Origin of the sequence: Pseudoalteromonas ulvae UL12, from assembly GCF_014925405.1 — a bacterium.
In the GTDB taxonomy this organism is placed as follows: domain Bacteria; phylum Pseudomonadota; class Gammaproteobacteria; order Enterobacterales; family Alteromonadaceae; genus Pseudoalteromonas; species Pseudoalteromonas ulvae.
The window spans coordinates 1-13,677 of sequence record NZ_AQHJ01000028.1 but is presented as its reverse complement, the minus strand read 5'-3'; the positions used below and the strand labels follow the sequence as shown (position 1 = coordinate 13,677).

The 13,677-nt window shown below is 41.0% G+C and carries 16 protein-coding genes; 7 read left to right on the top strand and 9 right to left on the bottom strand.

Translation table 11 applies throughout. The features are described 5' to 3' along the window. Positions 1 to 317: 317 nt before the first annotated feature. The 5 genes from PULV_RS10390 (at position 318) to PULV_RS10370 (ending at position 6,608) form a co-directional block, all read left to right on the top strand. Positions 318 to 1,127 (top strand): sulfite exporter TauE/SafE family protein, encoded by an 810-nt coding sequence (locus PULV_RS10390; RefSeq protein ID WP_193331654.1) that lies wholly within the window; start codon positions 318 to 320, stop codon positions 1,125 to 1,127. Positions 1,128 to 1,368: 241 nt separating this feature from the next. Continuing rightward, positions 1,369 to 2,379, top strand: coding sequence for a phospholipase (locus PULV_RS10385; RefSeq protein ID WP_193331653.1), 1,011 nt, complete (start codon positions 1,369 to 1,371; stop codon positions 2,377 to 2,379). Further along, positions 2,380 to 3,546 (top strand): peptidyl-prolyl cis-trans isomerase, encoded by a 1,167-nt coding sequence (locus tag PULV_RS10380; protein WP_193331652.1) that lies wholly within the window; start codon positions 2,380 to 2,382, stop codon positions 3,544 to 3,546. Position 3,547: 1 nt separating this feature from the next. Continuing rightward, the gene (locus tag PULV_RS10375; RefSeq protein ID WP_193331651.1) at positions 3,548 to 4,147 is read left to right on the top strand and encodes a hypothetical protein; all 600 of its coding nucleotides are present in this window, start codon (positions 3,548 to 3,550) and stop codon (positions 4,145 to 4,147) included. Between the two features lie 283 nt (positions 4,148 to 4,430). Next, entirely contained in the window at positions 4,431 to 6,608 is a 2,178-nt protein-coding gene (locus PULV_RS10370) for a phosphatidylinositol-specific phospholipase C domain-containing protein (RefSeq protein WP_227009392.1), read from the top strand. Positions 6,609 to 6,778: 170 nt separating this feature from the next. Here the strand turns inward: PULV_RS10370 and PULV_RS10365 are convergent, their stop codons facing one another. The 4 genes from PULV_RS10365 to PULV_RS10350 form a co-directional block, all read right to left on the bottom strand. Next, a complete protein-coding gene (locus PULV_RS10365; protein WP_193331650.1) occupies positions 6,779 to 7,192 on the bottom strand; it encodes an SRPBCC family protein in 414 nt (137 codons plus the stop codon). A 60-nt stretch (positions 7,193 to 7,252) separates the two neighbouring features. Further along, positions 7,253 to 7,642 carry a hypothetical protein gene (locus PULV_RS10360; protein ID WP_193331649.1) on the bottom strand — a complete coding sequence of 130 codons (390 nt, stop codon included), beginning with the start codon at positions 7,640 to 7,642 and terminating at the stop codon, positions 7,253 to 7,255. Between the two features lie 195 nt (positions 7,643 to 7,837). Continuing rightward, positions 7,838 to 8,107, bottom strand: a complete 270-nt coding sequence (locus tag PULV_RS10355; RefSeq protein ID WP_069509627.1) for a Txe/YoeB family addiction module toxin — start codon at positions 8,105 to 8,107, stop codon at positions 7,838 to 7,840. Further along, positions 8,100 to 8,354 carry a type II toxin-antitoxin system Phd/YefM family antitoxin gene (locus PULV_RS10350; RefSeq protein WP_193331648.1) on the bottom strand — a complete coding sequence of 85 codons (255 nt, stop codon included), beginning with the start codon at positions 8,352 to 8,354 and terminating at the stop codon, positions 8,100 to 8,102. The genes PULV_RS10355 and PULV_RS10350 overlap by 8 nt, the downstream gene beginning before the upstream one ends. 477 nt (positions 8,355 to 8,831) lie before the next feature. Here PULV_RS10350 and PULV_RS10345 point away from each other — a divergent pair, with 477 nt between their 5' ends. Further along, positions 8,832 to 9,779, top strand: a complete 948-nt coding sequence (locus tag PULV_RS10345; RefSeq protein ID WP_193331647.1) for an IS110-like element ISPtu2 family transposase — start codon at positions 8,832 to 8,834, stop codon at positions 9,777 to 9,779. A 39-nt stretch (positions 9,780 to 9,818) separates the two neighbouring features. On the opposite strand, the gene PULV_RS10340 is transcribed toward PULV_RS10345, so the two are convergent. From PULV_RS10340 to PULV_RS10330, 3 genes are all read right to left on the bottom strand, one after another. Further along, entirely contained in the window at positions 9,819 to 10,169 is a 351-nt protein-coding gene (locus PULV_RS10340) for a hypothetical protein (protein ID WP_193331646.1), read from the bottom strand. Between the two features lie 139 nt (positions 10,170 to 10,308). Beyond that, on the bottom strand, positions 10,309 to 10,569 hold the full coding sequence (locus tag PULV_RS10335; RefSeq protein ID WP_193331645.1) for a hypothetical protein: 261 nt from the start codon (positions 10,567 to 10,569) through the stop codon (positions 10,309 to 10,311). A 299-nt stretch (positions 10,570 to 10,868) separates the two neighbouring features. After that, positions 10,869 to 11,426 (bottom strand): GNAT family N-acetyltransferase, encoded by a 558-nt coding sequence (locus tag PULV_RS10330; protein WP_193331644.1) that lies wholly within the window; start codon positions 11,424 to 11,426, stop codon positions 10,869 to 10,871. A 336-nt stretch (positions 11,427 to 11,762) separates the two neighbouring features. Between PULV_RS10330 and PULV_RS10325 the strand changes: the two genes are divergently transcribed. Further along, entirely contained in the window at positions 11,763 to 12,713 is a 951-nt protein-coding gene (locus tag PULV_RS10325; RefSeq protein WP_193331643.1) for an IS110-like element ISPtu2 family transposase, read from the top strand. A gap of 47 nt (positions 12,714 to 12,760) precedes the next feature. Here the strand turns inward: PULV_RS10325 and PULV_RS10320 are convergent, their stop codons facing one another. Together PULV_RS10320 and PULV_RS10315 are read right to left on the bottom strand one after the other, a co-directional pair. Next, positions 12,761 to 12,994 (bottom strand): hypothetical protein, encoded by a 234-nt coding sequence (locus PULV_RS10320; protein WP_193331642.1) that lies wholly within the window; start codon positions 12,992 to 12,994, stop codon positions 12,761 to 12,763. Positions 12,995 to 13,121: 127 nt separating this feature from the next. Next, positions 13,122 to 13,677: DUF4262 domain-containing protein (locus tag PULV_RS10315; protein WP_227009391.1), on the bottom strand; the 556-nt coding region annotated here is incomplete at its 5' end.

The following is a 13,677-nucleotide window of genomic DNA, read 5'->3' as shown; positions in this document are numbered from 1 at the left end:
ATTTCATTTAAAACATGAGGAATATTCAACAGTTATCAAGGAGAAAACGATTTTAGTGGCTGTGTAAATTGCTATACTGGCCGCGAAAATTGCAGCGACGCTGTGGAACCTCCTACAGAGCTGTAGCACCTTCAAGCTCATTACAACTACCAGTGGCGATTAAGTAACACGCTGATTTTGTGATAATGAAAACGAATAAAAAGAGTGCCGATTACAAACAGATATGGGCGCTTTGTGACATTGACCCCTTCAGGTATCGCACCTTAAAAACGTTCAAGGTGTATCCACTAACTTGATAATAAAAAGAGAGCAACCGAATGAACGAAATGATGATGTTGGTTATTTATTGCGCCATATTGGGCGCGGGTGTTGGGTTTTTAGCTGGCCTGCTTGGCATTGGCGGTGGCTTAGTGATTGTGCCTATTTTAAGCAGCATCTTAGCTCATTTAGCTGATTTTCCGCCTGATCAGGTGGTGATTATCGCCGTTGCAACTTCACTCGCCTCAATTTTATTTACCTCAACGTCTTCGGCCCTCGCCCATCATAAAAATGGCAATGTGCCATGGCAACTCGCCCCTTGGATCATGACAGGTGTCGCCCTTGGTGCGCTGATCAGTGGTTTTATGGCGGCACTGTTGCCCGATAAGATCGTCCGCATCGTATTTGTGGTAAGCGTCGTGCTGATTGCTTTAAAAATGTTTTTATCCAGCAATCAGAGCGATACCACAAATCGCCCCTTGCCACACAAAGGCGTGATGACGTTGTTTACTGCCTTAACTGGCGGTATTTCGGCCATGATCGGCATTGGCGGCGGTGCATTGTTGGTACCGTTACTGACGTATTTCTCGTTAGATATGAAAAAAGCCATCGGCTGCGCCTCTGCTTGTGGCATTGTTATCGCTTTGTTTGGATCGATAGGTTATATCAGCTCTGGCAGCGCACATTTTGCCTTGACCGATGGCTTTGCGGGCTTTGTTTATTTACCTGCACTATTGGGCATTGTGTCTACGTCGTGGTTTACCGCGCCCTTAGGTGCCAAGGCTGCTCACACCTTGCCGGTACCTTTTATCAAAAAAATATTCGCTGGGTTATTGCTCGCCATGGCGATCAGTATGTTGTTTAACTAACAAGCTAAGGTTACACATCAACGGTAGTACGCTGGCATTCCACGAGCATTGCCACGACTCAAAATACTTACATATTAATCTGAACTTTGCATAATCCAGCTCTTAGCTAGAGTTCAGATTAATTATTAGCGAGCGCCTGATACTCAATAAAATTTAAACCTTCATTTTATTGTAAAGTTAGTGTCATTACTCTAACGCTACACTTTCAAGTACCTATTTAACAAACAAAGAGACAGGTACCATGAAACACTTACTTTTAACTGCAAGTTTACTGCTTTGCACCCAACAGGCACAGGCATTTAGCCAAGAAACCCATAAACGTATCGTAGAAGATGCCGTTGCTTATATGGCGCAACACCCGAGCACCACACAATACCAAAAGCTACAAGCGTGGAGCCAACAACTCGGACTCACCCCACAGCAATTAGGCGAATTTATGGGCCAAGCAGCCTATGACGTCGATGATTTTGAAGATACCTTTTTATGTGGTGCCATTACTGGTAACTGCGTACAAGCACCCATTTGGGGAGCAGCGCAAAGCATCGTTAAATATACTAGCTATTGGCATTTTCAAAATCATACTCAAGGCGCAGATCCCCATGGCAATGATTTTGGCGGCTATAACTACGATAAATTAACAGTGTGGGGAACCGTTGATACCTTAGCGGCCACGTGGCTCAAAGGCGATCATCTCGATGATGGTCAAGGAGGCCAAACCGGTTGGTTTGGAGCAGACAAAAGCCAGTACAATAGCTTTCAGATCACCGAAAAAAATTACCGAATCGAAAGCCACTCTCAGTACAGCATGTACAAAGATTTTGAAAAAATACCGTTTCAACCTATCGATAACTTAGGACAGTATTGGTATCAAAGTTACTTAACTCATAAAAACCCACAACTGCTCGGTTTTGTGTTTCATACTACCGATTTGCTGCAACCACACCATACGTGGACGACCTCAGATCTCAATCACAGTGGCTGGGAAACATGGGTGAAAGACTACTACGATCACGAATCTTTAAATGATTTCAGTTTAGTCAGCGCGGCCATGGATTCGTTCTCGCCATTGGCAAGTCAAAGCCAAGATATTCGCCCACTGCTCACCCAAGGGGGCGCATTGTCGTATGCGCAAGGTGGCATCGTGCTCAACTCTCAAGATCATTATGATCGGGTCATTACCGCCAAACAAGTGATCCCCCATGCCATTGCGATGGTCGTTCATTTACTCAATCACGCGATGGAACAACAGTAAATGCGAGTTTTAACCTTATTGGTGGGCTTAATCAGCCTGCCTATTTATGCAGTAACTGCCCACTTTAGCCAACAAGAGATCGCGTTGCTCACCCAGAGCTATCAGCAACATTCGCCGCAGATGAGCACGACAGACGTGCATAACCACTTGCTTGAGCAACAATTTTTGCTCTGGCAAGCTGAGCAGTCTCAACCCCAATTAACAACACGTTTATCTGCCGTTGGTTTTAGTACTGAGTATCATGTAAAACGCTACCTGATTGATTTAATTCAGCATAGCCAAGTGCCGCTCACCCAACCGACACTCAGCGATGAAGTGCTGGCAAAATACAACGCACCTTGGTTAATCGCACAGCTCGGGCCATACCCAGCCAATGGACAACTGAACCCCGAAACAGCCGAGACCCTGGGTAAAGTGAATATCGAACTAGGATCGCAATCGCTTAATTTTTATCACCTGTATGACAGTTTATCGATGCAAAGTCGTTTCAAACTGCATCAAGGCGATAGCAATTATTTACATGCTGAAATACACAATGAGCTGCATTATCAGCAGTTAGCAAGCCAAATAAATGCCTTAGAGCAACATGGTTTATCTTTAAGCCATTTAACTGATATCGCCACTGCGGCTATCATCAGTCCCGCGATGCGTGCCTATTTAGGCGTCGGTGAAATGATGCATAGCCACAGCCCTGTGCTTGAAGCTATCGCGAAAGAACTGACTGTGGCACAAATCAATCAGTTTTATCGCCAAAACAAAGCAGAGTTTCGTTTTCATAGTGATGTCAACGCATCTGGGGTGATGTTTGCAGATCAAGCAACAGCATTACGCTTCCACCATCAAGCAAGCGAACACGGCTTTGCCACCGCCCGTGACACATTTAAGCAGCCTGATATTTTTGCGAAATATCAAAACCACTTAACTCGCACAGACAACCGCAGCAATTGGTTAATCCAAAGTGCTTTTAACTTACCTGAGCAGTCATTATCCCCAGTGATTAGAACGCCACAAGGACAATGGCTTGTCATTCAAACATTCGATAAAACCGAAAGTTACTACCCAGCACAAAGCGAAACCGTGCGATACTTAGCAACAAAATCGCTGGCAAAACAACATGCTTTGGCCCGCTATCAACAAGCTAAAACCCAATGGCTCAAGGCACTTTAATATGAATACCAGCCCTTTTCGCCCAAAAAAAGCCCATACACTTAAGGTCTGTGTTGGGCTTATCTTCTTGTGTGTTATCAGTATTGTGATGTGGCTGAATGGGCTTCAAAGCAAAGACCCAATTGAAACAGAACAAATGACAGAGCGCAGCTCAAAAAAAGACACCTCCACCCAGCATGCACAATCCACTCAATTGGCGATGCACACCAAACCACAAGCAATTCAGCCACAATTAACACAAACCGCGCCCAAACTGCATGATCAACAGCCCTCAATTTCGAAGCCGCGGCACTTAGACTTTGCGCCCCAATATGTGCCACCGATTGCTAAACACAACCCGCCCAAAGAAAGCTATCAAGGCGACTTAAACGACTTAGCTGCCTACCAAGCGTTTGAACACAACCAGCAAACTCGCATCAAACAAGCTTATATTCGTGCCAGCAAGGCAAAAATTGATGAGTTAGCACAATGGCTTAACCGCGGCCAAGCCGCACAATTAAGCACAGAGCAACTGAACGAAGCCAAAGATAAAATTAGCGCTTTGCAAGCCCTAAGCAATAAGCTTGAACAGCAGTTGAATCAACAGCCAGTCGCTAACTAATTGCTAAAAATGATTCAAGAATATTCAAGAAGATCCAAAATGGGCGCATGACTCCTGAGGATCTTCAACAGGAACTCTTTATAATTTTATATAAATCAGTCATCTAGATGAGTAAATCTTTCAATCTAAGCGCCGCTTAAATATTTGTTCCTTATTTTCATCCTAATTCACATTGTTTGCACTTTTCATGTTTATTGTTTCTTTGGTCACTTAGATGGGGGGCAGCTCAACCACACTCCAGACAAGGGCCTGAAACCTAACTTTAAAGCAAAGGAATATTCAGATGAATTCAATTCATAGAATCGCAAAACTTACACAACTAGTTACATCAGGATTGTTGGTATTAAGCCTGTCTTGTAGTGCAGCAATAGAAATCAATGATGAAAAAGTCAAACGTCTAGATTTACAAGGACAAATTGATAACGTTGCCCCTTTTTCTAAAACTTTTTGGGCAGGCGCTCATAACGCATATGCTTCACATTCTTGGAATAAAGGTACCTATACAGACGTCAACCAATACTACTCACCTAACAGTTTATTGAAGCGGGGGATCCGTGTAGTGGAGTTTGATATTTACCCTGAGGGTACCTTCGACTCAACCCCCATGCTTTGCCATAATTCACTCGAAAAGAAAGCTTTATGTTCCAGTTTTCATGCAAAACTATCAGAAGGCCTTGATGATATAAAAGACTTTTTACAGAGTAACCCTGACGAAGTCATTCTTTTGAAAATTGAAGCTTATAAACATAATGACCACAACAATTGGCACAATAAAATAGGCGAGCGTTTACAAAATGATATCAGTGATTATCTCCTACTTCCCTCAGATTGGGGTTATAAAGATAAGAGCTGTGCATCTTTACCTGTTTCCCACTTGACAAAAAAAGACATTCTAGCAGCAGGAAAACAACTCGTTGCAGTTGTACAAACTCCGCGCGACAGCAGCGATCTGTGTAACCACCATGATGCAGGTAACTACTCTAAGTTTTGGAATACCGTTTTTATTGGCGTTGATGCTTTCGATTCAACAGGTAACTTAAAAAGCAACCAGCCATTTTGTCAAAATGGTAACGATAAATGTGTCAACAAAGACCACACAGCCCACTATCAAGCCGGCAATATGACGGTCGTCATAGATGATGCGACCCAACTCAATACCGATGGCCCCAACCCAGACAAAACAGGCGAAAATGTTATCAAAAAATGGGCCAGTAAAGGGGCACAAATATTAGAGTTGGCACTTGTTGAAACAAACAATACCAGCGCAGCAAGTGGCTATGGTGCAAACGAAGTTCAAATTGAAGATTTTATCTGGTCGTGGAAAAGCAACCGACCAAACGGTTCAGGCAACTGTGCAAGTTTAAGTTCAGATGAAAGCATCATCGATGAAGCCTGCTCCACCTATCAATATCACACATGTGTTGATGCAAATAGAAATTGGGCGCTATCTACATCGAAAGGATCGTGGCAATCAGGGTTTGAAGCCTGCCAAAACTTAAGCGGATCGTTTACGTTCGGTATGCCATTTAATGCATACGAACATGCCCAACTCTTAACGACCATCAATCTCAACAACGATGATGTGTGGGTCAACTATTACAAAGCATTTGATGACTTTTGGTATGCTAATTCAAGTAATTATATTGATTGGCAATTTGTTGAAAAAGCACAAGTAGGCTCAACCAATAAAGGAGATGCTTTTAATGATATCGGCATCTTAAAACGCAAAGCACTACAAGGTGGCGCACTCAATTTGAGCTCTGTGAAACTGCGTTCGGGCAATCGAATCAATGGGTTAAAAGCGTGTTACGAAACAAGACAAGCCATTAGTCATGCCAGCGTGGGTACTAAAGAGCATTGCGTCACATATGGAGGCAGCAGCGGTAATTGGGGAAATACATTAAGTTTTGACGCCAGTAAAGGCGAATATCTTGATGATATCACCATCTGTACAGACGATCATAAATACGGATACGACACTGTGTATTACATAAAACTAACTTCGAATGCTGGAAACAGTATTTCTGGCGGTTCACAATCTGGTAGTTGTACCACTTATTCCTCAACCACCACACAACAACTTTTTGCTTTTCATGGCCAAGAAGGTAAAGAAATTAATTCGTTAGGCGTGTACAAAATAGCTAACACACTAATTGAAGAAGGTGTTTACGCGACAGATTGGCTCAATATTGATGGCCCAAATAATGGCGATAATGAGTTATTTAACGCTCATAAAAATGCAGGAAACATATCTTCTAGCTGTGAATCAACTGATATTGCTGGCATTGTCGCACGCGTTGCAAGCAATAAACTCGACTCGTTGTTAACTGGGCAAAATTTAGTTAATGACCAAACAGGCTTTGCCTGCTGGAATTCTAGTAATGGAGGCAGTAGCAGCAACACCACTTGCGAAGACTACGAAGTCAGGTACTTCTTTAACAAAGCCAGTTGCTTGCCTTAACCGCCGGTGTAAAACGTCAGGCAGCGATAAGATCGCACTAAGAGAGCCTCTCTATGTGTTGACGATTTAACAGCTAACCGACAGATGAATTTGTTGATTGATTTGGATTTGACCGCTTGCGCGGTCAAAAAGATAAGTAATGCCTATTGACGAGAGATAGGCTCATTGTGTTAGTTGCTTTTACTTTCAACATGCTTTTTGAAGTTATTGAGAATACTTTGCCAACCTTGTTTTTGTTGCTCTGCTGAGTTTTCATCTTCAGCATCAAATGATTCTATAACCCTGACTCCCTCGGCAGTTTCCAAGAACTCCACAGTAACAACTCGTGAATCTCCAAGCTCGAAACGAATGGATTTTTGTGGATTGATCTCAGTGAAAGTACCTTCGAAATCGAAACCCATAGAACCATCTTTCGCTTCCATTCGGTAATTGAATTTCCCGCCTACTTCCAGACTTATTTCTGCCTTGGGGCAGCACCATTCGTCGATAGCAAAATTCCAACTTGTTATATCTTCGGGACTGACCCATGCATTCCAGACGGTGGCTGGCGACGCTTTCACTTCAGTTTCAATACTGATTTTCATGTTTCCTCCTTTTGTTGGATTGCTACTAACGCCCCTGTTTAATGCCTTGTTAGAGTAAAATTACTCCAAAGCCTTACGTCTCATTGTTTTAGAGAAATCATAAGTATCAGGATCCTGCGGGCTTCTATCAAGAGTAATTAACTCATACAGCCCTTCTACTTCGTAAACTTTAATACGAGTTACTTTTTGATTATTTGAAGTCAATGTAACTGTAGAATCGAGAATAGACCAGAAACCTTCCTCTTTTGAACCCCCTGAGTTTATTCGATAAGTTTTATCTGATTCAATAAATAAAACTTGTTCCATATTTGAGTATTCACCAACTAATTTATCAGCTGTTACTCTCGGATTTATATCTACGTCTTTAAAGCAGCCCGATAATAAAAAGGTAACTATATAAATAGAAAGTATTCGGGCAACTAAATGCGATTTAATTTTTAAATTCATCATTTTGATTAATGTTCCCCAAAGTGACGATTACGCATAAAATTCACTTTCACTCTAACGCCCAATTAAGGTGTGAAGCACGCAGCCACGACACTCCATTTGACCACCGTAAACACTGAACTAAAACCAAACCAAAAATGCCAAGCGTGCTGAATCACTCTTAAATTGTTTGTTAGATGCCCGACCGTTGAACCTGATTTAGTAGTGGTAGCGACATGAAATTATTGTTATTGCTTGATCATCGACTGCGTAAACAAGCCTATTAGTATCGTCAATGCGGCGAGACCAAAAACCAGATAGGTTCTCTTTTAACGGTTCAGGTTTACCAATACCCTCAAAAGGAGAACGCTTAACATCATTAATAAGTTTGTTGATACGCTTAAGTGTTTTCTTATCTTGGGTTTGCCAATACAGGTAGTCACCCCAAGCCTCATCAGTCCACGATAGTAAACGTTGACTACTACTCATCAATTAACTCTCGTGCTGTCGTTTTGCCAGCACGGTACTGTGCTATTGATCGGTTTAGGTGTTCAGCATTTTGAGGAGAGCGAAGTAAGTGCACTGTCTCCATAAGGCTGTTGTAGTAATCTAAAGACATAACCACAGCATCCTCAGAATCACGACGTGTAATGACTGTTGTATCTGCATCATTAACTACACCGTCCAAGACAGCTTTAAGACCATTTCTAGCTTCAGTAAAAGATATGATTCTCATAAGAACCTTCACATGTACATTTAATGGAACAAGTATAATCTTCTCTCACATACGTGTACAGTAAATTGAACATGCGGTATTGAAAAGGCAACTAACTTTAAGCTAACAGGCGCAAACGTAGCGGCAAAATAGCGAAGCGCCGCTGCGTTTGTGTCCCAGTGACCGAAGGGAACGAGTTAAGCGTTAAAATAATGGTTGGCTAAAATCGCGAAGCGATGGCCAACTGTTATTTTTCCGTTTAAGCAACTTGTATGGATAATAAACCCATCTAATTATTCTTTTAAACCAAGTTCGGGTAATGTGAGACCCAGGCTTTAGCTGCAACTAAAGCTCTCTTTTGTGGTAGTTCGATTAAGCGATGGATCCTCTGTTGAGAGACCGATAACAAGAATGAACGCCACAAAAGACTCCAAGCATCACACTCGAATAGTCTACTGGGTCTCGAACCCGCATTATGCAAGCAAGAGTTAGCTTATTATGAAAACAAATACTAATCAAAACATTAATGTCGGTGTCGATACCGGCAAATTTCAACTCGATATTTATATTCGCCCTCTTGATATCTATTTCACCGTTAAGAACGATGAAATAGGGATTGCAGAGGCTATTAAAAAAATCAAAATTCACTCTCCAAACCGCATCTTTGAAGCCACTGGCCGCCTTGAAATGCCCTTTATTATTGCATGTGCAAAGGCCAATTTACCCTTTGTCATTGCCAACCCAATACACATAAAACGCTTTGCTGGTGCCATTGGTCAACGCGCTAAAACCGACAAGCTAGATGCACAGTTGATTGCACATTATGGCGAAGCAATTAAACCCACACTCTCCACCCTAAAGCCTGACATCATGCAGACTATGAGTGATTTGGTTGCCAGAAGAAATCAGCTGTTAGTCATGCAAACGATGGAAAAAAACCGCCTGCAAATTTTACCAAAAGAGCTGATTTCAACCATCAAGCCTATTTTAGCGGCCTTTAAAAATCAGATTGAAAAAATTGAAAATAAAATTCTAAAACTCATTGAATCATGCCCTGAATATTCAGCCAAAAACACGATTCTGCAAAGCATGAAAGGCATTGGTAAAATTGCCGCTGCTTCCATCATCAGCAACTTACCTGAGCTTGGCTATATGTCGAATAAAGAAGCCGGTGCATTGGTTGGCGTTGCACCTATGAATCGTGAAAGTGGCCGCTATAAAGGGCTTCGGAAAATTCAAGGTGGGCGACATCAAGTGCGCACCGTTTTATACATGGCGATGATGTCAGCCATCCAATCAAACCCTGTTTTTAAATCAACTTATCAGCGATTAGTTGCTGCTGGGAAACCAAAAAAAGTAGCGCTTATTGCGTGTGTCAGGAAGATGATTGTGATCTTAAATTCGATGCTCAGAGACGGGGTGATGTGGGAAGCGCCAAAAGTTTAAAATTAGCTATTGACGCCATAGTCTCTTGTTATGTTTTAATTAACACTTGCCTGATTGCTGTAGTTTTAAAAGTACTTCATCGCCTTTGGTAATAGCAGACTCTGTTCGAACTTGTTGCATCCCATCAATATTGCCACTGTACAAGCGTAAAGCTCTTAGCGATAAATCAATTTGCACACAACTTGATTGATAAAATTCAGCTTCATCACTGTTTTCGTATGCAGCTAAAATAGCTAAGGAGTTTTCTAGGGTTAAACCATAATCCATTTGATTCATAGTGGCTCCAGAATAAAACTTGAAAGTTTCTTCTGTTACCTTTTCTGAAACAGCTATTGATGTGAATACACCAACTACTACAACAAGAACATATAATCCGATTACTTTCTTCATACTTCCCTTAAAACATAACGCCTCATTAAGAGGCAATAAAATAGTTGGTTAAAATAAGCGAGGCACGAGCAAAAACCAACTGTTTTTTGTCCTGCTTTAATGACTTGTTATGTGTCACTTAAACCTTTACTAATTGTTTTTAAATAAGTTGTTTTATATTTTTCCAATCACCATGAATGTATGTGTTATAAAACTCATAGTCATGTTCTTTGATCGATACGCCATTTAAATATTTATAAATCATATCTAAATGTTCTCGATTCCATGCCCAAAGAATCTCGCCACGGCCTTCAAACTGAAAGTAAGGTTCAGTTAGCTCTTCATAGGCTAACCTCTTTTTGCGGTACATACATGACGTGCATGTAATTGAAAATGGTGAGCCTTTAAAGCTTGGTGACATATCAGCGACAAATAAAGAGTCACCTACTTCTTCATCTTTAGCAATTGCTAAAGAACTACAATTTGGGCATTTAATATCAATTTTGATGGGCGACTTTTGTGATCATACCTCACATGAGTTAAACCACCATTCATTAAAAAAGTGCCACGATGATTCTTTTTAGTCCCTGTAGGATTTTTCAAACTACTCTCCGTGTTAGATGTGACACATAACGCTTTTGTTGTGGGGCGGTGAAACGTAGCGAGGAACGAGCGAAGTGTAACCGTCCCAGCCCCGCAGGGGCGCACACCAACTGATTGTTATATTTCTCTATACTCAGACCTAATTAACCCAAAGCACTTAAGATCATGGAATTGATTTTTCCAGTAACCGCTTTGACGCCTTAGACCTTCTTCTTTGAAGCCTATTTTTAAAAGGAGCGACTCAGAAGCAGAGTTACCCGGAACGGTATCTCCTTGAATACGATTAAGTTTACCGCAAGATAATTCACCTAAAAATGCAGTTTTAACTATTCGATGAACTGCTTCCGTGGTAAAACCGTTACTCCAATACTTGGGCAATAAGTCATAACCAATAGTGGCATTCTTCATTTTAGGGCTCCAAGAATTAAAGCCACAAGTACCTATGAATTCATTTTTTTCTTTTAAGCGAATAGCCCAACGAATACCAGAGTTTTCTTTAAATCGAGAGTTAAAGAATTCTATTAATTTACTCGCTTGTGACAGTTCAGTGAATGCTTCTAAATCATAGTATTTGACAACTGTGTTGTCCGAGAACAACTCAAACAAACTATTTGAATCATCTTCTGATAATTGATCTAACCTTAAGCGATTTGTCTCTAAAACTGGAAATGACAACCTAAATCCTCCGTGAAATGTAACGCCCTAATAATGGGCAAAAAATTGTTGGCTAAAATGTTGAGGAACGAAAACAGCCAACTGTTTTTTGTCCTTATTAATTAGCTTGTATGGATAATAAACCCATCTAATTATTCTTTTAAACCAAGTTCGGGTAATGTGAGACCCAGGCTTTAGCTGCAACTAAAGCTCTCTTTTGTGGTAGTTCGATTAAGCGATGGATCCTCTGTTGAGAGACCGATAACAAGAATGAACGCCACAAAAGACTCCAAGCATCACACTCGAATAGTCTACTGGGTCTCGAACCCGCATTATGCAAGCAAGAGTTAGCTTATTATGAAAACAAATACTAATCAAAACATTAATGTCGGTGTCGATACCGGCAAATTTCAACTCGATATTTATATTCGCCCTCTTGATATCTATTTCACCGTTAAGAACGATGAAAAAGGGATTGCTGAGGCAATTAAAAAAATCAAAATTCACTCTCCAAACCGCATCTTTATTGAAGCCACTGGCCGTCTTGAAATGCCCTTTATTATTGCATGTGCAAAGGCCAATTTACCCTTTGTCATTGCCAACCCAATACACATAAAACGCTTTGCTGGTGCCATTGGTCAACGCGCTAAAACCGACAAGCTAGATGCACAGTTGATTGCACATTATGGCGAAGCAATTAAACCCACACTCTCCACCCTAAAGCCTGACATCATGCAGATTATGAGTGATTTGGTTGCCAGAAGAAATCAGCTGTTAGTCATGCAAACGATGGAAAAAAACCGCCTGCAAATTTTACCAAAAGAGCTGATTTCAACCATCAAACCTATTTTAACAGCCTTTAAAAATCAGATTGAAAAAATTGAAAATAAAATTCTAAAACTCATTGAATCATGCCCTGAATATTCAGCCAAAAACACGATTCTGCAAAGCATGAAAGGCATTGGTAAAATTGCCGCTGCTTCCATCATCAGCAACTTACCTGAGCTTGGCTATATGTCGAATAAAGAAGCCGGTGCATTGGTTGGCGTTGCGCCTATGAATCGCGAAAGTGGCCGCTATAAAGGGCTTCGGAAAATTCAAGGTGGGCGACATCAAGTGCGCACCGTTTTATACATGGCGATGATGTCAGCCATCCAATCAAACCCTGTTTTTAAATCAACTTATCAGCGATTAGTTGCTGCTGGGAAATCAAAAAAAGTAGCGCTTATTGCGTGTGTCAGGAAGATGATTGTGATCTTAAATTCGATGCTCAGAGACGGGGTAATGTGGGAAGCGCCAAAAATTTAAAATTAGCTATTGACGCCATAGTCTCTTGTTAGGTGAATAATACACCACTACTTATCCGATAGCGTTTTGAAACTAGTTGGATACTTTGCCATATATGCAGCCTTTTCGGAAACATAAGATTCAGGATCTTTTTTATACGACTTAAGCTCATGTTTAGGTAGTTCATGAATTACATCAAAACCTACACTTGGCGCATGTACGTGCACATACAGGAGATATTCACCTTTTGAACCTGAGTACATTGTTGAATTATGTTCAGGATGATATTTAACTACTTCCATGACAGCATACTCCAGATATTCCCTATTCACCTAACGCCGCCAGCAACTGCCGGAGTGAATTGGCGGCTTTTTTGCGTCTTTTTGCAAAAAAGAAGACAGTTTACGAAGGTCAGATTGACTGGCCTTGTTAAATTTCATTTAGCACACCATCTTCATTTAATATTGGTTGTGCCCACTTGTAAAAATCCGACTTATTCTCGCCCCAGGGCCAAACACCGTCAGTTGTAGGCCAGACCATTTGAAGCATTTCAAAATCGTCTCCTTTGTGAAGCCAAAGTCCCCAACCAAAATAATCTTTGAAATATTTTTTTGAGACTTTCACGAAACACACATCGAAATCACCAAGAAAGTCTGAATAATAATTTCCTGGCTCAAATACCTCTCCATCGAGAAGACGATTTTTGTAGTTATTTGCCATTGAGTGGGCCAATTCTGACTTCAACCCTAGAATTACTACATCCGGCTTATTTTGTTTCTTGTTAATACCAATAGAATATGTAAAAGAAGGCTCATCATCACCTTCCATAACATTCATAACATTCATAACATGACATCCATATTCTTCAATATCATCTAATGCTTTCTGATCTCTTTCGTCCATCTCGATACTTCTTTTGAAATTTAACGCCTTAATAAACGGCGGAAAATAGCAGGCTAAACTAAGCGAAGAATGAGCGCAAGCC